The organism is Candidatus Methylomirabilota bacterium (assembly GCA_003104975.1).
GTDB lineage: Bacteria > Methylomirabilota > Methylomirabilia > Methylomirabilales > Methylomirabilaceae > Methylomirabilis.
Genome location: PQAM01000012.1, coordinates 65,349 through 90,088, shown reverse-complemented (window position 1 = coordinate 90,088; position 24,740 = coordinate 65,349). Strand labels below are relative to the sequence as shown.

The window sequence follows — 24,740 nt, the reverse complement described above, 5'->3', positions numbered from 1 at the left end:
CAGGAAACCGGGGGAAGGTCAGATGGGTCTCAACTTCGGAAGAGTTCTGAGCCTTTTGTTTTTGCTTGACGCATTAGTTGGCTCTGGTCTAGTTTGCACCCATCCTCCCAGCAAATTTATAGGAGCGTGAAGAAAGATGCCGGTGTTGCAGTTCAAAGGGAAGACGGCGATTGAGTGCTATCACCACACAGTCTCGCATCATACCCTGGAGTTCGATGCCGCCCTGTCAGTTCTAGGGAAGGGCGAGAAACTAGGGCTTGATGGCAACCTAATCATCGAAGGCGACAATCTCATCGCGCTCAAGGCGCTGCTTCCGACTCACGCAGGACGGATCAAGTGCATTTACATCGATCCCCCGTACAATACCGGCAACGAGGGGTGGGTTTATAACGACAATCTCACCCAACCACAGTTCAAGGAGTGGATCGGCCAGACGGTCGGCAAAGAAGGAGAGGACGCTACCCGCCACGATAAGTGGTGCTGTATGATGTACCCGCGCCTCCAGCTATTGAAGGAATTACTTCGTGACGACGGAGCGATCTTCGTGAGTATCGGCGACGACGAACTTGCACACCTACGGATGCTGATGGAAGAGGTGTTCGGTCCAGAAAATTTCATAGCAACAATCGTTTGGCGAAACAGTACCGGGCCTAAACAGTCCAAGCACCTTTCAATGAGTCACGATTACATTCTCTGTTTCGCAAGAAAAGCAAGCGAATGGAACCGCAACTTGCTTCCGAGAACGGCCGATCAAGAAGCTGATTATACGAACCCCGACAATGATCCAAGAGGCCCATGGCGGTCCGGTGGACTGGATGCCCGCAACTATTACAGTAAGGGCCGGTATTCGATTACTTGTCCGGGCGGACGGGTAATTAAGGGGCCGCCGGGCGGAAGTTACTGGCGGATGCCTGAAGAAACGCTTTGGGAGATGGATGCGGACGGACGAATTTGGTGGGGGGAGGACGGCAACAATGTTCCTCGGATTAAAAGATTCCTTTCTGAGGTTCAAGAGGGGTTAATTCCTCAGACAGTGTGGGATTACGATGACGTTGGACATACTCAAGAAGCAAAACAGGAATACCTTCAGATCCTTTCCGGCATGGAAGTATTCACGACACCCAAGCCAGTCGCGTTGATAAAACGCATCTTGCAGATTGCGACATCAGCGGACGATTTGGTTTTGGATTCCTTCGCTGGCAGTGGTACAACCGCACACGCTGTTTTGGAAATTAACAAAGACGACGGCGGGAGGCGCAAGTTTATCCTTGTCCAGATTCCTTACGATACAAAGGACCATGAAAAGGAAAAACTTAACATTTGCAGAATGATCACAGCCGAACGCACGAAAAGGGTCATTGAAGGGTACGCTTATACAAAACGAGGAGCGAGGGGGAAAACGAGTCGAGAAAAGGTAGCAGGTCTCGGCGGTTCCTTCACCTATGCCCGTGTCGGCAAGCCGCTCTTCGGGGAATACCGCGATTGGGGCAAGCAGTTGCCGGCCTATGAGGAGTTGGCCAAGTACATCTTCTATACGGAGACGAGCCGGGATTTTGAGCGGAAGATGATGAACGAGAAGAGCGGGAAGATCGGCGAACATCACGGGACCAGCTACTATCTGCTCTATACGCCCGACGGTCAGGCAGACCGCCGGTTGGACATGGAGTGGCTCAAGGGTCTCGATAAGACGGAGAAGAATAGGAACGTGGTGGTGTACTGTGAGAAAATATGGGTCCACCGTGACGACCTGGCGAAGTTTGAGCAAGCAACGAGGCGGACGGTACGGCCGATGATCGTCCCATTCAACCTAAAGTGATACTTCTCTCATGCAACTGAAGCGTTACCAGGAGCGAGTCATTCGGGAGGTGAAGCTGTTTCTGGAGGCGCTGGCGGCTCAGCAGGCAGCCGGTAACAGGTATGCATCACTTGGGGCTTGGGACGATGCCAAGCGACAGTTCTTCATCAAAGGAGACTATCATCCGCGCAAGAACGGCCTCGGGAAGGACCTCCCCACATTTTGCATCAAAGTGCCCACCGGCGGCGGCAAGACTTTACTGGCTACTCAGATCCTTGGCCTCGTCTATCAAACCATTCTGAAAAACCGCAACGGTTCCGGGTTGGTGCTGTGGGTGGTTCCCAGTGATCAGATCTATAAAGATACCCTTAAGGCGCTTCGTGACCGCAGACACTTCTATCGCGAATCATTGGAGTTTGCGCTGTCACGCCGTATTGAGGTGTGGGAAAAACACGAGATTTTCCGCCTGACGCCAGGGCAGCTTCACAGCAACCTGAACATCCTCCTCCTGAAACTCGCCAGCACCAACCGCGAGACGCGTGAGCAGCTCAAGTTTTTTCGGGATAGCGGGGGCAACATCGTCCAGCATTTCCCACCTGAGAACGATCCTGAACAGCACAAGGCGCTGAAGAGCCGGTTTCTGAATCTGGACATGCTTGGAGATGAGGATGGGCGTGATGGGGGATTGGTCAAGACTTCGCTCGGCAACTTAGTCCGTCTTTATGAGCCGGCGGTCATCTTGGACGAAGGGCACAAGGCCACCAGCGACCTGGCTCGTAAGACCATCGAGGGATTCAATGCCTCAATTGTGGTGGAACTGTCGGCTACACCGCATAAGGATGCCAACGTCCTGGTTCGGGTAACCGGTAAGGAATTACTTGAAGAACAGATGATTAAGTTGCCGATCAACATCGCAAATTCCAACCAGCCATCCTGGAAGAACTGCCTGACGCAGGCGCGGGAAAAGCGGGAGCGCTTGACGAAGCTGGCGGAGCAGCACTACAGGGCAACCGAGAAGCTCATTCGCCCGATCGTACTGGTTCAGGTCGAGCGGACAGGGGAGGATCAGCGGGACACCGGCCTCGTTCACAGCGAAGACGTGAAGGAATACCTGATGCAGAGGGAGGGCGTCCATGAATCGGCCATCGCGATAAAGACTTCAGATAAGAACGATATCGAGGATATGGACCTCCTGGCCGAAGGCTGCCCTGTGGAATGGATCATCACCAAGGCGGCCTTACAAGAGGGATGGGATTGCCCGTTTGCCTACATTCTGGTTTCGCTCAATAACACTGGCAGCCAGCAGAGTATGACGCAACTGGTAGGGCGGGTGCTTCGACAACCTTATGTAGAGAGGACGCCGTTCGACGAGTTGAACGAGAGCTATGTGTTCTGCGCAAAACGAAAGGCGGAGGATATTTCCCGTGAGGTCAAGAAGGCGCTGGAACAGGAGGGCTACGAAGGCGACGCGGCGAGTGTCGTTGACCGCAGCGCCGACGACGGCAAGGCCGGGCAGAAGCGCGTGGCCGGCATTCGTGAAGAATTCCGCCGTTATTATCGGGAGTTCGAGGGCAAGATCTATCTCCCTCGCTTTTGCGTCAAGCACGGAGACAAGTACGATGTCCTCGACTATTTCCGGCATTTACTCAGCCAAGTCGATGTGACACGATTCGATTATGCCGACATAGACTGGAACATGGCGGCGGCGCTGGAAGCCGCAAGGGATTCCATCTATCGGCTGACCCTGGAACAAGATGATCTGGAGCGTGTGGCGGAACGCGAATCGGCGACTCCTGAGACCGATGAACAGGTGAAGGCTTGGTTGGTAGCCAGCCTGCCGTTTGATTACTTCAGCCAGAAGCAGCTACGAGAGATCGTGGATCGGGTCACTGAGCGTTTGCACCAACTCACCCCGGAGCTTTCAGGTCGATTAGGGCTGGTCAAGTTTGAGGTGCGTGAAAAGATTAGGGGGCTAATCGAGCGCGGGACGGACCACCAAACCCAAGAAGCGTTTGAGGCGCTATTCAAGAATAAACGACTCGGCTTCTATCTCGAATGTGTCGAAGGGCGATTTGAAATTCCACCGAAGATCGAGATTCGGGGAACAAAGAGGCTGATCCATGACGACCACGAGCCGGTCCAACGGTCCCTCTTCGATTACGTGCCGGATGACCTCAACGACTACGAAAAGTCAGTTGCGCTGTACCTCGACAGACATCCCGAAGTCCTGTGGTGGTATCGAAATCTCGTTGGCGCGCAGTGCTTCTCAATCCAAGGGTACAAGCGGAATAAAATCTATCCGGATTTCGTCGTTCAACAGGGCCACAATAAAAAGCCGGTCGCCTCGGTGGTTGTGGTCGAAAGCAAGGGCAAGCATCTCAAAGGAAACGAAGATACCAACTACAAGCAGAAAGTGGGCCGTTATTTTGAGCAGGTCGGATACAAAGTCCCCTGGCAAAAACTCGCGGAAGACTTCCGGGATGAGACCTTCCGTTTTCAAGTCCTGGACGAGGGCGAATACGCGGATCGCGACTGGCGAGACGATCTAAAGAAGCTGCTCGGCTCGGCAGTGTAGCACGGTGGGATGGGTTAAGGGACGAAGCCCAGCTATGCGGCGCCCACACAACCACATTCCCCCCACGAGAATAGCCGCTGGAGCGTAGGGTGCCTAATCGGAGGTTCGATGGAGAAATCGGCACGCTCTGTACCGTCGTTCCCGCGAGCCTTGTCCCCGCAAGCGTTAAGCGGGAACGGGAATCCAGAACTCGTACAATTCCCTGGATTCCGGCTCGCGCCCGCTATGCGGGCTTGGCCGGAATGACGACCAGAAATAGGCGACGAATCTCAGACACAGGACAGTAGTGTGATTCGCGATCGAAGTGGTCAACACGAGCAGCCTGACTTTGAGAATACAGTGTGCTACACTGTGGTGCAGAACCTGATACGGAGGTCTGCTCATGACAACGCCAACGAAGACATTACGGCTGCGGCCGCAGCTTCGGGCTGAGATTGATCGGATTGCCAGGCGTTCGCGCCGTACCTTTTCCGAGGTGACGCAAGACCTGATCGAGGAGGCGTTGCGCATGCGGGAGTGCCCGGGAGTCTATTTCGCCGATGAACCCGGGGGACGTGAAGCCAAGGTCGCCGGCAGCGGGCTCGGAGTGTGGGAGGTCATACGGGACTATTTGGCCGCCGGACGCGACGAGCGTATGCTCCGGAAAGCGCTTCCCCAACTCTCGGCCGCGCAAGTCAAGGCGTGCCTGCTCTACTACCGAAGGTATCCTCAGGAGATTGACGCGGAAATCCGGGAGAATGCGGCCCTGACACACGAGGTTATTGAGGCCAGGTATCGCGGCCTGGTATCGCTCGCGTGAAATTCTATCTGGATGAAGATCTTTCTCCCAAGATTGCCGTGCAGCTTCGGAAGAAGGGTATTGATGTGGTGAGTGCCATCGAGGCCGGAAACCTCCAGATGTCAGATCGAGAGCAGCTTGCCTATGCGGCCGGCGAGGGCCGGTGCCTCGTAACCAGAAATGCTCGGCACTTTATCGTCCTCGCCCAGGAGGCCATCCGACGGCAGGAACCGCATGCCGGGATCATTCTGTGCCCGCCGAGTATGCGCGGCTTCGAAGTAAAAGGTATCGCTGATGCCCTGACTCGTGTGGCCAAGCGGTTCCCCGGGGGCCTTGACGACTTCGACGTGCTATATCTCTGACATTCCTCCCGCTTTGCGCGACCACCGCTAGTGTAGTGTCTCACAAATACCTTTACAATCCGTTCGTGGTGAGCTTGTCGAACCTATGAACGGAACCTATTGAAATACTTCACCCTTCGACAGGCTCAGGGTGCACGGGACATGTAAAGAAGCGTTGGATACACTACACTAGCCCGGTAGGCTGGGTTGAGGAACGCTACCCGGCTACACGGCACTTATGCAACGATATTCACTCACGAGAATGGACGGTGGGTGCTACTGTCCCGAGTCAGAAGTGCGATAAAGAGGTCGGCGCTCCATGTATCGTCATTGCCCAGACAGTCTCTCGTGTCATTGCGAGGCGCAGCCGAAGCAATCTCACAGTCGTTTGGGGCAACTACGGTGAGATTGCCGCGCTCCCGTTGGCCGCTCGCAATGACCAGCCAGTGACGGGACGGTTTCGCAACAGACTTTCATCCTCATGGGCGCCAGCGGCGCATACGGTATTCTAGCAAGCCTTGTCTCCGCAAGCATTAAGCGGGAGCGGGGAGCCAGAACTCATACAAATCTCTGGATTCCGGCTCGCGCTCGGTACGCGGGCTTGGCCGGAATGACGGCCAGAAATAGGCGACGGATCTTCGACGCAGGGCAGTAGTGATACGCGGTCGATGAGCGCGAGCGGCGCGCCAACGTTCGCCTGGTGAGACGCAGGTCATGGGAGTCGCTCAAACGCCTTGCAGTAAGGCAAGCTAATGAGGGAAACATCACGGCGGTCGTGTTGTCAGAATTCGCGAGATTCTCACGCGCTCGGCCATCGCCCCGGAGGAGCGCTGTTATTGGCGTTACTCCTATTTTGGAGAGGATGGGTAGGCGAGCCCTATCGCAATTCTGTTTGACAGTGTGGCCCCCCTTTTGGTAGCGTGAAGGGCGAATTTAGCGATAAGATGAACGGTCGCCACGGTGATCGAAAGGAGCGTGGATGCGGGAGTTTCACCGAATCAGTCGGCTGCCCCCTTATGTCTTCAACATCGTGACCGAGCTTAAGGTTGAGGCGCGGGCTCGCGGCGAGGATATTATCGACTTCGGGATGGGCAACCCCGATCTGCCGACCCCTCCGCATATCGTTGAGAAGCTCTGTGAGGCGGCCATGAACCCTCGCAACCACCGGTACTCCGCCTCGCGCGGGATCACCAAGCTCCGGTCCGCCATCGCCGACTGGTATGGGCGGCGATATGAAGTGGAGATCGATCCCGAACGGGAGGCGATTGCGACTATTGGCGCCAAGGAGGGGCTGTCGCACTTGGCGCTGGCGGTCGCAGAACCGGGGGATGTGGCATTGGTACCGAGTCCGACCTATCCGATCCATCCGTACTCGGTGATCATCGCCGGGGGGGATGTCCGCAGCGTGCGCCTTGAAGAGGGGATCGATTTCTATGAGGCGCTTGTGACCGCCCACCGGGAAAGCTGGCCGCCGCCCAAGCTGCTGATTCTGAGCTTTCCGCACAATCCCACCACTGCGACCGTGGACCTTGCGTTTTTTGAAAAGGTCGTGGCGTTTGCGCAGGAGCACCACCTGATCGTGATCCACGATCTGGCCTACGCAGATCTGACCTTTGATGGGTACCAGGCGCCAAGCTTTCTACAGGTCCCTGGGGCAAAAGAGATTGGGGTAGAGTTCTTTACGCTCTCCAAGAGCTACAACATGCCCGGCTGGCGTGTCGGGTTCTGCGTCGGCAATCCGCGGATCATTGCGGCCTTGACGCGACTGAAAAGCTATCTGGATTATGGGATGTTCCAGCCGATCCAGATTGCGGCGATCATCGCGCTCAACGGCCCGCAGACCTGTGTGGGGAAGACGGTAGAGACCTATCGAGTGCGTCGCGATGCGCTGGTCGACGGGCTGAACCGGATCGGATGGACGCTCGCGAAGCCGAAGGGTACGATGTTCGTCTGGGCCAAAATTCCGGAATCATACCAAGGTATGGGGTCGCTTGAATTTTCGAAGTTCTTACTCGACAAGGCAAAGGTCGCCGTCTCTCCGGGGATTGGGTTCGGGCAGTATGGCGACGCCTATGTCCGGTTCGCCCTTGTCGAGAACGAGCATCGAACTCGCCAGGCTATCCAGGGGCTGAAGCGGGTACTATAAAAAACAGTGATCAGTGGTTAGTGGTTAGTGATGAGAACAAGATGGCTGGTTGCTGCAGTGAACTGCTGAAAGCTGCTGACTGAAGGCCGATGGATAAGTTTCGTGAGGAGTGCGGCGTAGTAGGAATCTACGGCCATCCGGAGGCCGCGAACCTGGCCTATCTGGCCCTCTATGCGCTTCAGCACAGGGGGCAGGAAAGCGCCGGCATTGCAACGTCGGATGGCGGGTCGCTGCATCTGGAAAAGGCGATGGGGTTGGTAGCCGACGTCTTTTCTGAGACCAGGCTGCGGCGTCTCAAAGGCAACCTCGCCATCGGTCATGTTCGGTACTCGACGACGGGGACCTCGCACCTGAAGAATGCGCAGCCCCTGCTGGCCGGCTATCTCCGAGGCCAGATCGCGCTTGCGCACAACGGCAATCTGACCAACGCGGAAAAGATTCGACAGGACCTCGAGGCGCAGGGGTCGATATTCGGCTCTACCACCGATAGCGAGGTGATCGTCCACCTGATCGCCCGTTCACGGGAGCGGAACCTGTTGGAGGCCGCCATCGATGCTCTGGGTCAGATTCGTGGCGCCTATTCGCTGGCGATTATGAATGAGACCGAGCTGTTGGGCGTCCGCGACCCCTACGGATTCCGTCCGCTGTCGTTGGGCAAATTTGGGGACGCGTGGATACTCGCGTCGGAGAGCTGCGCCTTTGATCTGATCGAGGCACAATTCGTTCGCGATATCGAGCCCGGCGAGGTCGTTCGGATCGATGAGCGGGGTGTCCAGACATTTTTTCCGTTTCCACCTGCGCCCAAGTCGCAATGTATCTTTGAGTATGTGTACTTCTCCAGACCAGACAGCTTTTTGTTCGGTCGATCGGTCGCCGGGATTCGGAAAGATCTTGGACGGCACCTGGCGCGCGAGCACCCGGTCGAGGCGGATGTGGTGATCCCTGTGCCGGATTCCGGCGTGCCTGCCGCGCTCGGTTTTGCGGAACAAGCGCGGCTACCGTTTGAGCACGGGCTGATCCGCAATCACTATGTGGGTCGGACCTTTATCGAGCCGAAACAGGCGATTCGACATTTCGGGGTGAAGATCAAGTTGAATGCCATTCGAGAGTTGCTCGAGGGGAAGCGTGTGGTTGTCGTGGACGACTCGATCGTCCGCGGGACCACCAGCCGCAAGATCGTCTCGATGATCCGGGCGGCCGGCGCATCGGAGGTGCATGTTCGGATCAGCTCGCCCCCGACCATCGCGCCCTGCTACTACGGGATCGATACCCCGACACGGAAGGAGCTGATCGCCTCGACGCACGATGCCGAGGAGATTCGACGCTATCTTCGCGCCGACAGCCTCGGCTATCTCAGCCTGAAGGGATTGCAGCAGGCGGCCGGGAAGGAGAGCCAGGGGGCGGCAGAGTTCTGTCACGCCTGCTTCAGCGGCAGTTACCCGATCCCCTTTGTCGAGGAGAACCAGGAGCAACTCCGCCTCTTTGCAGACTAGAGGGGGCGTGGGGCGCGTAGAGAGATCCTGCTCAAAAGCAGGGGGCTTCCCTTCCGGGAACTGATCACCCCTTGCTTCGGCACGGCCGTGACGAGGCCTGCCACAGTCGTGAGCAACCCCTATGTATCGATGAGGAAAAAGAACGCTGCCCGTTTGTCGACATGTAGCATCGGTGTTCACTGCGGTCGGTTACCAGCTACCAGCTTTTCGGTAATGAGGAGACACGTTGCATGAGTGAAGCCAGTATTGTATTACCGACTTTTGGCCCGCAGGAATGGAAGATCCTCTGGTTTGTCCTGATTTCGGCCTTCATCGCCTTAGGCTACGGCGCCTTCCTGGCGAAGAAGATCATCGGAGAAGACCCCGGTACTCAGGCCATGCAGGATGTGGCCATGGCGATTGAAGAGGGGGCGTTCGCCTACCTGGCGCGCCAGGTCAAGACGATGATCTGGTTCGTCATCGCGATCACGATCGGCCTCTTCTTCATGTATCGCGCGATCTATGAGGGGATGCTCCTGCCGCTTGGTGTGGCGCTCGCCTTCTTCATGGGGGTCGGCGCGTCCTATGGTGCCGGATACGTCGGGATGTGGCTGGCCGTGAAGGGCAATGTAAGGACCGCTGCAGCGGCGCTGCACAGCTTTAAGCGCTCGCTGGAGATCGCCTTCAGGGCCGGGACTGTCTCGGGGATGTTCACCGTCGGCCTGGGGCTCCTGGGTGCCACCATCATCTTTCTCCTGTTCAAAGAGAATGCGATGAAAATCCTCATCGGTTTTGGTTTTGGTGGGTCCCTTGCCGCCCTCTTCATGCGCATGGGGGGCGGCATTTTCACTAAGGCGGCTGATGTAGGCGCTGACCTGGTCGGCAAGGTTGAGAAGGGGATTCCGGAGGACGACCCGCGCAACGCCGCCACCATCGCCGACAATGTGGGTGACAACGTCGGGGACTGCGCCGGGATGGCGGCCGACGTCTTTGAGTCGTACGAGGTGACGCTGGTAGCGGCTATTATCCTGGGAGCCGGGGCGATGCTGGATAAGGACTTTGTTGAGGCGTTCGGCGGGGCAGCCAGCGCCTCCAAGGTCGTCCTGGCGCTGATCATCTACCCCCTCCTGATCCGCGCCGTCGGCGTCTTCGGCTCAATCCTCGGTACCTGGTGCGTTCGGGGCAAGGATGATCCCAACATGAACCCGATGAGACCGATCAATGTCGGATTTTGGGTGGCGGCGCTCAGCTCCGTTGCCGGCTTCTGGGTCGTCAGTTACCTCTATCTCGGCGATATCGTGAGCGAGAAATACGGTGCGCTGTGGTGGCGGGTCTTTCTCGCGAATGTGATGGGGATCGCCCTGGCGCTGTTAATCCAGTGGCTGACAGAGTATTTCACCGCGACCGAGAAGAAGCCGGTCACCGAGATTGCCTATTCCAGCCGGACCGGCCCGGCCACGCTGATCCTCTCCGGGTTTGCGGCCGGTCTCGAATCGAGCGTGTGGGCCATCCTGGCCATTGCCGCCACCATCTTTGGCGCCTACAGCATCTTCGGCGGAAGCTTTTCGCTGTCGGCGTACGGGATTGCGCTGGCCGGACTGGGGTTGCTGGCGACCACCGGCTTTGTCCTGGCCGAAGATACCTTCGGCCCTATCTCCGACAACGCGAACGGCATCTTCGAGATGTCCGGCGCGTTGAAGAACAATCCGAAAACACCGTCGGGGATCGAAGCCCATCGAATTGTCGCCAAGCTCGACGCCGTCGGCAATACGACGAAGGCCCTCACAAAGGGGCTGGCTATCGCGACGGCGGTCATTGCCGCCGTCTCGCTCTTCCGCTCGTTCATCGATGAGGCGCATCTCTTTGAGCAGGGGATTCAGGTGAACCTGCCGGAGGTTTTCGTCGGCTTCCTGATTGGGGGGGCGGTTCCGTTTCTCTTCTCCTCCTTTGCGATCCAGGCGGTGAGCCGAGCGGCGTTCCTGCTGGTTGAAGAGGTGAGGCGACAGTTCAGGGAAAAGCCGGGGATCATGGAGTTCAAGGAGAAGCCCGACTACGGTCGGTGCGTGGAGATCGTCACGTCGGCGGCCCAGAAGGAGCTGCTGGGGCCGGGTGTTCTGTCGATCGTCAGCCCGATCCTGGTCGCCTTTGCGTTCGGGGCGCCGGCGCTGGGCGGCTTCTTGGCCGGCGCAATCCTCACCGGCCAGCTCATGGCGGTCTTCCTTGCGAATACCGGCGGCGCCTGGGACAACGCCAAGAAGAAGATCGAGGAGGGTCTGTTCGGCGGCAAGGGAACCGACTGCCACAAGGCCGCCGTCATCGGCGATACGGTCGGCGATCCGTTCAAGGACACCGCCGGACCGGCCATCAACCCGATGATCAAGGTGATGAACCTGGTCGCGATCCTGGTGGCCCCGCTGGCGATTCGCGAGATAAGTTGGGGCGTGCGGGGGCTGATCTTTGGGGCGTGCGTCCTTATCCTCGGGATGTCGGTCCTCTTCAGCAAGCGAGGCTCGATCGTTGAGGAGGAACCCGCAGCAGCGGCAAAGCAGGCGGAGGCCAGCCGCGCGCACTAGCCGAGACGGCTTGTGCTTTCAATCGCCTGCCGATCATCCTGACACAGGGTACAGCGGTGATTGTCGGCAGGGAAACAATAGGAATCAGCCAGACTTGTCTGCCGCCAGGCAGGCGAGAACGTCTGACTGGAGCGTAAGTATAACGGCCCTTCAGGGTAGGTAAAGCCCTGAAGGGCCGTTATGTTCTTAGGGGCGAGCGCCGGTTTTTCCTATGGGCGTGACGGTGATGTGAATATATACCCATACGAGAATGGCTCGTGGGTCATATTGCTTCATCATAAATGTGGCCGAACCGCGGGTATGGGGTATTCAGCGTATGACGTACTGTACGCCTGCGGCCGGGCAATGATTCGACAAGGTAAATCCAATGGCGCGTTCGAAGATTGACATTGCGCTGTTATTTGGTACGCGCACCATGCGCTTGTTCGCCTACGGCTTCTTGTCTGTTGTGTTGACGTTGTATCTCGCGCAGCTCGGCCTGAGCGAACAAGCCATGGGCTTACTGCTTACCCTGACGCTGGTTGGTGACGCGGGGATTTCGCTCTGGATTACCATGTCAGCCGACCGGTTCGGTAGGCGACGAATGCTGGTGCTGGGGGCGGTATTGATGATCGTGGCCGGTGCGGCGTTTGTTCTCACGCACAACCTTACCCTCTTGATCGTTGCCGCGATTATCGGTGTTATCAGCCCAAGTGGAAACGAAATCGGTCCGTTCTTGTCCATTGAACAGGCTGCCCTGTCCCAACTCCTGCCGAACGAACGACGTACGCATGTGTTTGCGTGGTATAACCTTGTCGGCTCGTTTGCGACTGCGTCGGGCGCGTTGGGCGGTGGGTGGCTGGCTCACACCCTGCAGGGATCTGGTTTTTCACCGCTGGAGTCGTACCGTGTCGTATTGATCGGCTATGCCATAAGCGGGGTATTGCTTGCCTCAACGTTTCTGTGTCTGTCCTCATCGGTTGAAACGACAGCAAGCCGTATGCCTGCCCATCGCATGTTGGGGCTGCATCGTTCCAGAGGGGTAGTGATGCAACTGAGCGCCCTGTTTGCGTTGGATGCGTTCGCAGGTGGGTTTGTGATTCAAAGCCTTATCGCGTACTGGTTTCACATCAAATTTGGAATTGACGTCGGGCTACTCGGCAGCATCTTTTTTGGCGCAAATATCCTGGCCGGCATCTCGGCGCTATTGGCTGCCCGCATCGCAGCACGGATCGGCCTGATTCGGACCATGGTGTTCACACACATTCCCTCGAATGTGTTGCTCTGCCTTGTGCCGCTCATGCCCAATCTGCCCCTCGCGATCGGTGTGCTTCTTCTACGTTTCAGTATTTCACAGATGGATGTGCCGACCCGTCAGTCGTACACCATGGCGGTCGTGTCTCCCGACGAACGCTCCGCCGCATCCGGGGTCACCACGATAGCCCGTTCGGTAGGTTCATCGCTATCGCCGGCACTCAGCGGTCTTTTGCTTGCGAATCCTGTGCTCATCGGCGCACCGTTCGTGGTCGCCGGTGGTTTAAAAATTATCTACGACGTAATCTTGTATCACAAGTTCCGGTCTCTCAAGCCTCCCGAAGAGAGTGCAGGCGCTCGCCAGGTCGGTGCGTTCAAATAGTGTATGCCGTTATTAAGGGGAGCAGTTAATAGATTGCGCCCTTGCACCTCATCTCAGGTCACCTCCCCCTTTGAAAAGGAGGCAAGCTATTGTATGCTCTGATTAATAACTACCCGTGGTGATCGTTGCCAAGGCTGGACACCGGCGTGACATCGGCGGGCGCAGCTAACCAGACTTGTGATTTGGAGGGTGGGGTCGGTAATGGGGAAACTGTATGACGAAATAGATGACGAGCTTCGAGCATTCATCGAGGAGCAGCGGATGTTCTTTGTGGCGACGGCACCACTCGATGCCGCCCACCATATTAATCTGTCGCCCAAGGGACTGGATACGCTGCGGGTTCTCGGTCCGCGTGAGGTCGCGTACCTGGATTACGTTGGCAGCGGTGCGGAAACGATCGGACATCTGAAGGAAAACGGTCGGATCGTTGTCATGTTGTGTGCGTTGGACGGACGGCCGAAGGTTGTGCGCCTGCATGGTTACGGCCAGGTATTAGAGCCAGGAGGTCCCGAATACCAGCGATTGCGTTCGCTCTTTCCGGTCCACCCGGCCGACCGCGCGATCATCCGCATTTCGGTCGGTCGCCTCTCGGTGTCGTGCGGCTTCGGTGTTCCGGTCTATCGGTTTGAGCGGGAGCGCGCTGAGTTGATCGACTGGTCGGATCGGAAGGGCGCCGACGGCCTGAGGCAGTATCAGACTACGAGGAATTCGACGAGTATCGATGGGTTGTCGGCTGTCACGTGGCTCTCGGGTTCGGAGAGTCCAGGTGAGCCATCGGTCGGGTGATGGGATCTGTTGACCAATATTGAAGAGGAGCCAGAGACGATCATGCCCGCCTACATGATTCTGGATATTGAGATCACCGATCCGGTCGTATTTGAACGGTACCGGCAACTCGCGCCACCCGCCCTGGCGGTGTACGGCGGCAAATATCTGGCGCGTGGGGGCCGGACCGAGACGCTGGAAGGCGAGTGGGCACCCAACCGGCTGGTCATCCTGGAGTTTCCGGATATCGATCACGCTGAGCAGTGGCTGGAATCCCCCGAGTATCGGGAGGCCAGAGCGTTGCGGCGTCAGAGCGCAAAAAGCAACATCGTCGTGATCGAGGGGTAACTAACCATCCATCGCAGTTCTGCACCTGAAGCTACACCTACCCTGAAAGAGGATCCATCAACCAACCGAAAATACAGGTGGAATACGGTTGACAATGGGTCCTATTCATACTACAAGGACGGGCAGGAGACCGTATGAATACCATGCCTCTCCTCTTCTCGACGTTGCGACGTTGTCCGGTCCTCGATGCTGAGGGTCAGCTCGTAGGCCAGCTCAAGGACCTCGTGCTGTTGCCGTTGGGGGTGCTACCCCTGGTGACGAAGCTCGTCGTTCTGACACCCGAGAAGGAGGAGCTGATTTTGCCGTGGGAGGTCGTGGCGCGCCTGGACCAGGAGCCGCCGTCGATCCACCTGTCTGCCGTACGTGAGACCCTTCAGTCGGTGGAGCCGCGGGCGGAAGAGATGGGATTGGGTAAGACGCTTGTAGATCGAAAGGTCGTGGACACCAAACATCACAAGGTGATCCGCGTCAATGACCTGGAGTTCCGAGAGGTCCAAGGTCGACTGCAACTGGTGGCCGTGGAGGGGGGACTTCGGGGTCTGCTGCGACATTTGATCTCCGATGCGTCGGTTGAACGGATCGAGCGTCTCTTCAATACGCGGTTGGAACGAGAGACGACTCCGTGGGAGGTGGTCGAGCCGGTCGAGACGGAGTTGACGAAGGCCAAGCACCGTGCGGCCTATGCCAAACTGGCCAAGCTCCATCCGGCCGACATTGCCGATATCATCGAGGAGTTGAACCCCAGCGAGCGGGCGATCGTGTTGGCGGCCCTGGATGAAGAAACCGCCGCCGAGACGCTGACCGAGACCGAGCCGGAGGTCCAGAGCTCGATGGTCCAGATGATGGAGAGTGAGCAGGCGGCCGACATCCTGGAGCGGATGGAACCGGATGAGGCGGCGGATATCCTGAGCGACCTGCCGGAGGAGAAGGCCCAGGAGCTCCTGGAGACGATGGAGGAGGAGGAGGCGCAGGAGGTGGTGGAACTGCTCACGCACGAGGAAGATACGGCAGGCGGGCTGATGACCACCGGGGTGTTTACGCTACCGCCTGATCTTACCATGGTCGACGCCATCGGGCGCCTCCGTTCTGCGGCAGGGGAGGAAGCGGAAACCATTTACTACATCTACGTGACCGATGAGTTGGATCGGTTGCTTGGCGTCTTAAGCCTTCGGGATCTGATCCTGGCTGAGCCGGGTCAGCGTCTTGAGGATATCATGGTGCGGCAGGTCATCAGTGTACGCCCGGAAAGCGAGTTGCGCGAGGTTGCCGAAACCTTCACCAAGTACAATCTGTTGGCTGTACCCGTCGTAGACGAGGGGGGGGAGTTGCGAGGGATCATCACAGTCGATGATGTCCTGAATCTGATCCTCCCGATGATATGGAAGCAGCGCGTAGCGAAAAAGTACATTTAGCCGTTACCACACTCAGGACATTTGATGCGGCTTTCGCGGATCAGGAAGCGGCGGATCCTCCGATTCTTGGCCATTATGGGCCCGGGGATCATCACCGCCAGCGTCGATCAGGACGCAGGGGGGATTACGACCTATTCCCTCGCCGGCGCCCACTTCGGCTATGGACTGCTCTGGTCGCTGTTGTTTATCACGATTGCCCTGGCGATCGTGCAGGAGATGGGTTCGCGGATGGGGGTGGTGAGCGGCAAGGGACTGGCCGAGTTGATCCGCGAGCGATTCGGCGTTCGGATTACCTTCGGCGTCATGGTCGTCCTGGTAGTGGCGAACCTGGCCAATACGGTCTCCGAGTTCGCGGGTGTGGCGGCCAGTCTGGAGATCTTCGGCGTAAGCCGCTATCTCACTGTCCCATTCGCCGCGCTCATCGTAAGCTGGTTGGTGGTCAAGGGGACCTACCGTCTCGTCGAGCGCATCTTCCTCGGCGCCAGTCTCTTTTACGCCGTCTATCTGGTATCAGCCTTTCTGGCCGGTCCGTCGTGGCCGGCCGTCCTGCGCCAGACAGTCCGGCCCACGTTCCACATCGAGCGCGACTATCTGACGATGCTCATCACCCTCGTAGGAACCACGATCGCGCCATGGATGCAGTTCTATATCCAGGCCTCCATCGTCGATAAGGGTGTCCCGCGCCAGGCTTACGGGTACGTCAAACTCGATGTCTGGGTCGGCAGTCTGGTCGCCTCGGCGGTCGCGTTCTTCATTATCGTCGCGTGCGGCGCGACCCTCAACATTCACGGGATTCGTGTCGAGACGGCCGAGCAGGCCGCCATGGCCATCGAACCATTCGCGGGCCAGTACGCGACGCTCTTGTTTGCCGTGGGTCTGCTGAACGCGTCTCTCTTTTCTGCTGCCATCGTGCCTCTTTCGACGGCCTATGCGGTCTGCGAGGGGCTGGGGTGGGATACCGGCATCGATCGGAGCTTTCGCGAGGCACCCGGATTTTTCAGTATCTACCTGACTATGGTGGGCGCAGGTGCGCTCCTGATCCTCTGGCCGAAGGCGCCGCTCATCACCATCATGTATCTGTCCCAGACATTAAACGGCATCCTGCTGCCGGCGGTCCTGATCTTCATGCTTCTGCTGATCAACGATCCGGCGATTATGGGCACACGCGTGAATACGCCGACCTATAACCTGATCGCCTGGGGCACCGCCTTCCTGATGGTGGTCCTGACGCTCTTGCTGTTGGTGACCTCGGTCATCTAAGTAGCGCATAAGCAGGGCTTTGGCTTGACAGGGTTGGGGGAGAGAGGGTAAAAGAGCGGGAACGGAGCGGGGATGGGGACGAAGCAGCGATATGCATCGGCGATCAAGGCGTGGCCGGCTGAGGAGCGGCCCCGGGAGCGGCTCCTTGCACACGGGCCGAGTGCCCTCACGACGGCGGAGTTGCTCGCGATCCTGCTGCGCACCGGAACCGGCGGCCAGAGCGCTGTAGAACTGGCCAGAGGCCTGCTGGAAAAGGCGGGGGGTCTGCGCGAGCTGGACCGTAAAGGCGCGGACGAGCTGCAAGAGGCAAAGGGGCTCGGCCTGGCGAAGATCACCCAACTGAAGGCTGCCCTGGAGTTGGGCCGTCGGCTGCTGGCCGAAGAAAAAAAGGTGCTGGGAGCTGTGACCTCCTCGAAGGAGGTTTACGAGTGGCTGCGACCCCAGATGCAGGGTCTGACCAAAGAGATCTTCCAGGTGCTGCTGCTCAACGGCAGCAATGAGGTGCTGGAGAACGTAACAGCGTCGGAGGGATCGCTGACGGAAAGTCCGGTCTACCTTCGGGACCTGGCGAACCTTGCCAATCGTCACGGGGCCGCCGCCCTGATTGTCGCCCATAACCACCCATCGGGTAACCCTCGTCCAAGTTCGACCGACAGGTCGTTGACCGAGGAACTGGTGGTCATGGGACGGCTTCTGAAGATCGGCGTACTGGATCATGTGATTATTGGAGACGGACGCTATTTCAGTTTCGCCGACGAAGGGCTGATTGAGCAATATGGGGCGGCCTTTGACGGGCGCCGCACGCGGTGAGGAACGATGCAGAAGATGCCTGGTGTGGTGAGGATGCCTAAGGGGATCATATCGAGCGTTGCAGGGTTTGCAGGGCTGGCTGGACTCCTCCTGCTATCGGGGTGTCAGTTTCTTCCGCCGGAGCTGAGAACGCTCAAGGCGCCGATCAGGTTGTCTCCGTTCAGGCACGAGGTGACCATACAGCCGTCCCGTGGAATGGGCCCTGCGCCCTTTACCGTCGATCAGGCGAGAGCAAAGGCCGCTGAGGTGCAACTGACCCTTTCCAACCCCACCACCTCGACGATTCGGGTAGTCTGGGGCGAGGGAACCTTTATCACGGCCGACAGTCTTTCCTACGCGATTGGGGTCAAAACCGAAGGCGGAGAGCCTTCAACGCGGCCGACCCTCATCGAGGCCAACAGTACGGTTCGGGTGACGGTGATTGCCGTTGCGAAGGATGGAAAATCGGTGACACCGGACGATAAGTCGATCGACGCGCCCTATCGAGTAGGGCTCAAGCTGACCGCCGAGCAGGGGATTACCAGTTGGAAGGGGACTGTCTGGGTGTTTGTCTTGTAGGGGATCCTCGTAATGAGGAGACCTCTTGAGAATGGGAGGGAGCGACCGAATGCCGATACAGGAGGGAAAGGTGGGCCGGAACGTGCAGCGACCGAAGTCGGAGAAGCGCTACGGCGTCAGCGCGGTGGTGCTATGGGGAGCGGTTCTGGCGTACAGCCTTGTCGTTGGATGGGTCCCGCGTGGATGGACCGATGAGCCTGCGCAAACAGGTGGGCATCACCATCATCCGGTGGCGTCTCCACCTCAATCGACAACGCGACAGACAGGATCGGTCACGCAACCGCCTCGTCTTGCGATTCCCCCGAAGTGGCGATTTACTATGCCGACAGGGGATCATCATACCGGACGACAGGTCTTTATCGACTTTGAATGCTTTAAATGTCATGATGTGGCCGGCGAGGATTTCCCTGCGCCAGCGGCGGAACAGGGGGACGTCGGGCCAGCACTCTCCGGGATGGGGGCGATGCATCCGGCAGAGTATTTTCTCGAAACAATGATCGATCCGAACGCCTCTGTAGCCTGGCGGATCAAGCACCACAAGGATGAGGATAAAGGATATCTCGGTCCCGACGGCAAATCAAAGATGCCCAGCTATAACGATACGATGACCGTCCAGCAGCTCATCGATCTCGTCGCATACATGAAGACCCTGACCGAGGGCGGGCATAAACATTAAGGTGCCGCATGAAAACCACGGGGTGAAGGGTGCAGGGTGAGGACAGGGCTGTGGAACGCAAGACAAGCAACACGCTGTATAGTCGGCAGCGCAGATTCTTTGCCCGGATCTATGAGTCCGGCAGGCCGACGCCGTGGCCTTCCGTTGAACCGACACCGGCCGTTCGTCGTCTGGTAGACCTGCTCACACAGCACAAAGGGGGTAGTCGGATACTGGATCTGGGTTGTGGTGAGGGGCGACATACCCTCCTGTTTGCCGGGGCCGGGTTCGTTACGGTCGGCCTGGACTATCTGGCGGCGCCCTTAAAGACCGTCGTGCAGCGGGCGGAATCAAAGCGGCTGATACCTCGGATCAAACTCCTGCTGGGCGATGCGTTGAGGCCGCCCTTGAAGCCGGGCAGTTTCGACGCGCTGATCGACAGCGGGGTATTCCATCACACCAGGAAGGCCGACTGGCCGATCTACTTCGACCGCGTACTACCCCTCGTCAAGCCTGGCGGCTATGTGCACCTGACAGTCTTCAGTACGAGGTTCAAACACTATCCGGGCGAACGGCGAACGCGCAACTGGTATGTGCACCGCAACCATTATGACCGCTTTTTCGCCAAACGTGACTTCGCCGAAATCTTCGGCCGGCGGTGTACCATCGTCACGATTGAGGAGGAGCGCGAGGGGCTGAATGGCTTCTTTCACGTCCTCATGCAGACGCGCCCGACGTCTGTGCGCGGCGCCCACTAGCGTTGTCCGTATTGAGGTTCCGACCGTGCGTCAGTCTGATGGCGGTTGCGGCATTTGTAATCGTACCGAGTTCGACGCGCGGAGCCATTGTTCCAGGATCTCTCAACGATGTCGCGGCTGTCCGTACTGCACCCGCAGAGGCGACAGAGGTGGCGCCTCAGAGCGCTGCGATCGTCGAGGATACGGAGACCCGAGAGATCGTTGCGCAACCAACCCTGCGGCGGCAGATTCCGCGTATCCGATTTGCGGGCAACCGGCGGACGTATGAATTTCTGATAGCGCACCCACCATTCGCAACCCAACTGGCCAGGCGTCTCTCCCCGCCTCTCGAACGCTATACCGTCACGCAGATCCAGGAAGGCGTCTATACGGTCGAAGACCGGGGCGCCCTACGGGGTGAGGCGCGACTGATCGCGGCGATGGGCGATCACCGCGTCTATCGGTTTCAGGGGGAATTTCGATCGCTGGCCCATCTGCTCCGTTTCAAGGGTCGGATAGTTCTGATCCTGCAATACCGCGAGGTCCGACAGGGGAACCTGATCTTCATAGACAGCGACCCCGATTTCTATCTCAGGATCGATCATCCATTCTTTCACATCATGACCAAGCTGCTGTCGCCGCTGGTCATATCCATTGTCGATCGGCGAGTGCAGACGATGATTGAGGCGACTCGAACAGTGTTCGACCGGGTGCGGACCGACTCCAGTGGGCTCTATCGACAGATGCGCGCGTGGCCGGAGGTAGATCCCGCGGATGCCGAGGCCTTTCGACAGACCTTCCTCGACAAGGAGAACGTACAATGAATACCGGGCGAGAGGCGATCGGCCAGCTCTTCATGCTGGGTTTTGAAGGAACCGCGCCATCCAAGGCGCTTGAGGGCTTTATACGAGATCTGAACCCGGGCGGCGTGATTCTCTTCACGCGAAACCTTGGCAGTCCGGAAGAGATCGCCACGCTCATCGACTCGCTGCAGGCAGCCTCACGCACCCCCCTCTTTGTCGCGATCGACCAGGAGGGCGGGAAGGTGGCGCGCCTGCAACCCCCGTTCACCCGGTGGCCTGGCGCCGAGACGGTCGGGGCAGCGGGTTCCATCGAACTGACCCAGGCTATCGGTGCATCGATCGGCAAAGAGCTGATGGCGGTCGGCATCAATATGAATATGGCGCCGGTCCTCGATGTCCTCACCAATCCCGCAAATCCGGTCATGGCGGGCCGTAGTTTCAGTTCGGATCCACACACGGTTGCGGAGCAGGGGATCGCCTTTTTCAGAGGGCTCGCCAATCAGGGGGTGGTGGCGGTCGGCAAGCATTTCCCGGGACATGGCGACACAATGGTCGACTCTCACCTCGCCCTTCCGATCGTCCCCTACGATCTCAATCGACTTGCAGCGATGGAGTTAATGCCGTTTAGCCAGGCAATCGGTGCCGGGATCCCGGCGCTGATGACGGCTCATCTCCTTATCCCGGCCTTGGATCCGAAACAGCCGGCTACCCTGTCGCGACGGATCCTGACCGATCTGCTCCGGGACCAGTTGGGATTCCATGGCCTGGTCGTCAGCGACGATCTCTTGATGCAGGGGATCGCCGACACCACCCCTCCAGGTGAGGCGGCCATTCGATTGTTTGAGGCCGGAGGTGATCTGGCGTTGATTTGTCATGATGAGGGGGCCCAACGACAGGCGTTCGATGTGGTCGTTGAGGCGGTCGAGGCGGGACGACTGTCAGAGACGACATTCAGCATGTCGTACGATCGCATTATGAAGGCGAAGGCGCAACATCTCCGACGCAGGCCGATCGTATCCGTCGAGGAGATCAGAAGGGTTGTGGGCTGTGATGCGCATCGGCAACTGGTGGCGCATCTGGTCGAACATCCCTCATGAAGCACCTCCGGCGGACGACCATGTCGCTGACCGCGCTGGTACTGACCGCGTGTGCAGCCGGCAACGGTCTGCAGGTCGTAGCGGCCCACGATGAGAAGCTTCGCGTGGAGCGCAACGCACAAACGCTCGTGAACGCCCTTCCGGTCAATGTCTCCAGGCGATCATTTAGATTTCAGATTGCGGCCGATGATCGGGCTTCGGTGTGGAATATCGCGCCGGGCGTGATTGTTATCAGCCAGACGACGGCTCGCCATGCAACCGATGACGAGCTGATCCAACTCATCGCTCACGGCATGGCTCACGATCTGCTGGCTCATCCGGTTGCTGAGACGGGCCCTTCTGGTGCGCGTGAAGCGGCGGAGAATATCGCGATTGCGGCGGTTCCCGGAGGCATCCTGCTGGCAGGGGTCGTTGAAGGGATCGCAGGGAACGGCGCCTACACCCTCGCCCATGAGATCGATGCCGAGCGGATCGGACTGCGACTGTGGCTGTACAGCGGCCGGACGTGCGCCACATGGATCGCACTGCGCCAGGCCCAAAGGACGCACGGCCGCAGTTGGCACGAACCGATCAAGGACGTGACTCCCCCCTTTGATGACCTGATGCGGACAGCTCAAGAGGAATGTGTGGGACAGCGGTAGGAAAGAGGGTGTAGGGGGGTGGGGGGTCGATTACCGGGCAGCGTCGACGAGCGCCCGGAAGAGTGCGAGCTGCTCCGAATGGCTGGGGAACATCCGCTCCGGATGCCAGTGAACCGCTAGAAGTAACTGACCGGCGCCCTCAATCCCTTCGATCACGCCATCCGGAGCAACGGCATTGACCATAAGACCGGGCGCCAGGTCGTGGATAATCTGGTGATGGGTGCTGGTCACGCGCAGATCACGAACGCCAAGCATCTCGGCGAGGCGGGTCCCTTGTACGATGCTCACCTGATGGACCGGCTCCCCGCGCTGCTCTCGAGCGCTCTGGTGCGCCGGGTCGGTCTGTTCCCGGTATGAGAGATCCTGGTAGAGACTACCACCCAGGGCGACGTTCACGACCTGGAGTCCTCGGCAGATCCCCAGTAACGGCAGGTCGCGATTGCGGGCGTTCTGAACCAGCGCCATTTCAAAGCGATCGCGCTCTTGGTCGATCTCACCGCACCGTTCGAGAATCGTCTGGCCGTAGAAGGAGGGGTGGATATCGGCGCCTCCGGTCAAAATAAGCCCGTCGATCGCCTCCAGATACGCCTCGGCCAGCGCAGGCTCCCTCGAGGCAATGGGCAGGATCAGCGGCAGACCGCCGGCCTCCAGCACCGCACGAGGATAGCCCTCCAGGATGGCTTCCCATCGTTCATCGTTGTCCTGATAGTGCCAGCTCGTGATTCCGATCTTCGGGCGCATCTATGCGATCCTGCGCACCACGCGGCCTGGTCTGGCGCCGGTGTGCTCGCCAGTCTCAATCACCGGGACCCCGTTCACGAAGACGTCACGAATACCGATGGGGTACTGGATCGGCATAGCATAGGTCGCCCGGTCCGAGACAGTCGCTGCGTCGAAGAGGACCAGATCGGCCGCGCAGCCGATCGCCAGACGCCCGCGATCCCGCAGGCCGAGTTTACGGCATGGATCCCAGGTCATCTTTCTGATGGCGGTCGGCAGATCGAGTATGCGCCGTTCCCGCACAAAATGACCCAAGAACCGCGGGAAGGTCCCGAAGGTCCTCGGGTGGGGGCGGCCGTGACTGAGCGGACCCTCGTGGCTGCGACAGCCGGAGTCCGAGCCGATCATCGTATACGGCTTTCTGAGGATCGTCTCCAGGTTGTCATCGCACATGGTGAAGAAGATGGCGTCGACCTGCAATCGCTCTGCAAGCAACAGATGAAGGACGAAGTCGACCGGTTCCATCTCGTTCAGCTTCGCCGCCTGGTCCACACGCAGTCCCTCGTATCGCCGGTGCTCATCCAGCGTTACCTCGGAGATCATCAGTCGCGACCAGTAATCGGTCTGATAGTGTTGCGTCAGATCCTGGGCGATCCGGGCGCGTGTTGCCGGATTGTGCAGCCGGTCGACCCGTTCCGATTGCCCCCCTTCCAAGGCCCAATCCGGCAGGACCGCCTGCAGGCCGGTGTTGGAAGCCGTATACGGATAGCGATCGCAGGTGACGTCAAGACCGCGTGCTTGTGACCCTTCGATCAGTTGAAACGCCTCCGTGAGCTTCGGCCAGTTGTGCTCTCCGGAGGTCTTGAGGTGGGAGATTTGAAGTGAGATGCTCGCGCGCTCCGCTACGTCGAGAATCTCCACGATGGCCTCGAGCAATCGGTCGCCTTCGCTCCGCATATGGCAGGTGAGGATACCGCCGGCCTCTCGTACGGCGGCGGCGATGGCGACAAGCTCGTCAGGGCTGGAGAAGCAGGCCGGCGCATAGATCAGGCCCGTAGACAGACCAAGCGCGCCCTCGGCCATCCCCTGTCGTGCGCCGTCGATCATCGCCTCCAACTCGGCTTCTGACGGCGCACGATTGGCGCCCCCCATGACTGAGCCGCGCAGCGTGTTATGTCCGATCAGCAGCCCGAAATTCTCTGAAATCCCTGCGGCCTCCAGCCGTGAGAAGTAGGCCGACACCCCGTTCCAGGTGTGGTCGAGGCTGTACAGGTCGCGATAGAGGGCCGCCCGTTCCGCGCACCATGGTCCCCATATCGGGGCGGCTGCATAGCCGCAATTGCCGCCGATCTCGAGGGTCACCCCCTGTCGAACGGCGCTGTCGGCCGTCGGCTGAAGCAACAGATGATAGTCGGAGTGCGAGTGGATGTCTATGAAGCCGGGGGCAAGCGTCAGCCCGTTCGCATCGATCACGCGGGCGCCCGAGGCTGGTGCGATCCGACCGATCGTGGCGATCCGATCGCCCGTGATGGCGAGGTCGGCTCGTTGCGCCGGCGCCCCGGTCCCGTCGACAAGTTCAGCATTTCGGATTATCAGGTCGTAGGTAGCCATAACGCACCAGCTAGTCGTTGATTACAAT

General features: G+C 58.8%; 21 protein-coding genes. 19 read left to right on the top strand and 2 right to left on the bottom strand.

All coding sequences use genetic code 11. The features are described from left to right. The first annotated feature begins 136 nt into the window (after positions 1-136). The 19 genes from C3F12_10760 (at position 137) to C3F12_10670 (ending at position 22,381) form a co-directional block, all read left to right on the top strand. Complete coding sequence (locus C3F12_10760) at positions 137-1,816, top strand: type III restriction endonuclease subunit M (protein ID PWB44863.1); 1,680 nt, start codon at positions 137-139, stop codon at positions 1,814-1,816. Between the two features lie 10 nt (positions 1,817-1,826). Next, positions 1,827-4,370 carry a restriction endonuclease subunit R gene (locus tag C3F12_10755; protein PWB44862.1) on the top strand — a complete coding sequence of 848 codons (2,544 nt, stop codon included), beginning with the start codon at positions 1,827-1,829 and terminating at the stop codon, positions 4,368-4,370. A gap of 382 nt (positions 4,371-4,752) precedes the next feature. Beyond that, positions 4,753-5,169 (top strand): hypothetical protein, encoded by a 417-nt coding sequence (locus tag C3F12_10750; GenBank protein PWB44861.1) that lies wholly within the window; start codon positions 4,753-4,755, stop codon positions 5,167-5,169. Then, complete coding sequence (locus tag C3F12_10745) at positions 5,166-5,510, top strand: hypothetical protein (protein ID PWB44860.1); 345 nt, start codon at positions 5,166-5,168, stop codon at positions 5,508-5,510. The genes C3F12_10750 and C3F12_10745 overlap by 4 nt, the downstream gene beginning before the upstream one ends. Before the next feature lie 958 nt (positions 5,511-6,468). After that, on the top strand, positions 6,469-7,635 hold the full coding sequence (locus tag C3F12_10740) for an alanine transaminase (GenBank protein ID PWB44859.1): 1,167 nt from the start codon (positions 6,469-6,471) through the stop codon (positions 7,633-7,635). Between the two features lie 89 nt (positions 7,636-7,724). Beyond that, a complete protein-coding gene (locus C3F12_10735) occupies positions 7,725-9,128 on the top strand; it encodes an amidophosphoribosyltransferase (protein ID PWB44858.1) in 1,404 nt (467 codons plus the stop codon). 230 nt (positions 9,129-9,358) lie between these two features. Beyond that, positions 9,359-11,680, top strand: coding sequence for a sodium-translocating pyrophosphatase (locus tag C3F12_10730; GenBank protein PWB44857.1), 2,322 nt, complete (start codon positions 9,359-9,361; stop codon positions 11,678-11,680). A gap of 367 nt (positions 11,681-12,047) precedes the next feature. Further along, positions 12,048-13,295: an MFS transporter gene (locus C3F12_10725; protein PWB44856.1), complete on the top strand. Its 1,248-nt coding sequence runs from the start codon at positions 12,048-12,050 to the stop codon at positions 13,293-13,295. A gap of 201 nt (positions 13,296-13,496) precedes the next feature. Beyond that, the gene (locus C3F12_10720; protein ID PWB44855.1) at positions 13,497-14,081 is read left to right on the top strand and encodes a pyridoxamine 5'-phosphate oxidase; all 585 of its coding nucleotides are present in this window, start codon (positions 13,497-13,499) and stop codon (positions 14,079-14,081) included. A 42-nt stretch (positions 14,082-14,123) separates the two neighbouring features. Further along, the gene (locus C3F12_10715; GenBank protein ID PWB44854.1) at positions 14,124-14,408 is read left to right on the top strand and encodes a DUF1330 domain-containing protein; all 285 of its coding nucleotides are present in this window, start codon (positions 14,124-14,126) and stop codon (positions 14,406-14,408) included. Between the two features lie 134 nt (positions 14,409-14,542). After that, a complete protein-coding gene (locus C3F12_10710) occupies positions 14,543-15,820 on the top strand; it encodes a magnesium transporter MgtE (protein PWB44853.1) in 1,278 nt (425 codons plus the stop codon). Between the two features lie 24 nt (positions 15,821-15,844). Next, positions 15,845-17,080 carry an Mn transporter gene (locus C3F12_10705; GenBank protein ID PWB44852.1) on the top strand — a complete coding sequence of 412 codons (1,236 nt, stop codon included), beginning with the start codon at positions 15,845-15,847 and terminating at the stop codon, positions 17,078-17,080. Positions 17,081-17,152: 72 nt separating this feature from the next. Continuing rightward, positions 17,153-17,890, top strand: coding sequence for a hypothetical protein (locus C3F12_10700; protein ID PWB44851.1), 738 nt, complete (start codon positions 17,153-17,155; stop codon positions 17,888-17,890). Between the two features lie 6 nt (positions 17,891-17,896). After that, a complete protein-coding gene (locus C3F12_10695; protein ID PWB44850.1) occupies positions 17,897-18,448 on the top strand; it encodes a hypothetical protein in 552 nt (183 codons plus the stop codon). 31 nt (positions 18,449-18,479) lie between these two features. Then, positions 18,480-19,124 carry a hypothetical protein gene (locus C3F12_10690; protein ID PWB44849.1) on the top strand — a complete coding sequence of 215 codons (645 nt, stop codon included), beginning with the start codon at positions 18,480-18,482 and terminating at the stop codon, positions 19,122-19,124. Positions 19,125-19,153: 29 nt separating this feature from the next. Next, positions 19,154-19,861: a hypothetical protein gene (locus C3F12_10685; protein PWB44848.1), complete on the top strand. Its 708-nt coding sequence runs from the start codon at positions 19,154-19,156 to the stop codon at positions 19,859-19,861. Between the two features lie 38 nt (positions 19,862-19,899). Next, positions 19,900-20,664 (top strand): hypothetical protein, encoded by a 765-nt coding sequence (locus C3F12_10680; protein PWB44847.1) that lies wholly within the window; start codon positions 19,900-19,902, stop codon positions 20,662-20,664. Further along, positions 20,661-21,740, top strand: a complete 1,080-nt coding sequence (locus C3F12_10675) for a beta-N-acetylhexosaminidase (protein ID PWB44846.1) — start codon at positions 20,661-20,663, stop codon at positions 21,738-21,740. Before C3F12_10680 ends, C3F12_10675 begins: the two co-directional genes overlap by 4 nt. Continuing rightward, the gene (locus C3F12_10670) at positions 21,737-22,381 is read left to right on the top strand and encodes a hypothetical protein (GenBank protein PWB44845.1); all 645 of its coding nucleotides are present in this window, start codon (positions 21,737-21,739) and stop codon (positions 22,379-22,381) included. The genes C3F12_10675 and C3F12_10670 overlap by 4 nt, the downstream gene beginning before the upstream one ends. A 30-nt stretch (positions 22,382-22,411) precedes the next feature. Here the strand turns inward: C3F12_10670 and C3F12_10665 are convergent, their stop codons facing one another. Both C3F12_10665 and C3F12_10660 read right to left on the bottom strand, forming a co-directional pair. Next, the gene (locus C3F12_10665) at positions 22,412-23,122 is read right to left on the bottom strand and encodes a hypothetical protein (protein ID PWB44844.1); all 711 of its coding nucleotides are present in this window, start codon (positions 23,120-23,122) and stop codon (positions 22,412-22,414) included. Further along, positions 23,123-24,712, bottom strand: coding sequence for an amidohydrolase (locus C3F12_10660; GenBank protein PWB44843.1), 1,590 nt, complete (start codon positions 24,710-24,712; stop codon positions 23,123-23,125). It lies immediately after the preceding gene. Positions 24,713-24,740: the final 28 nt, after the last annotated feature.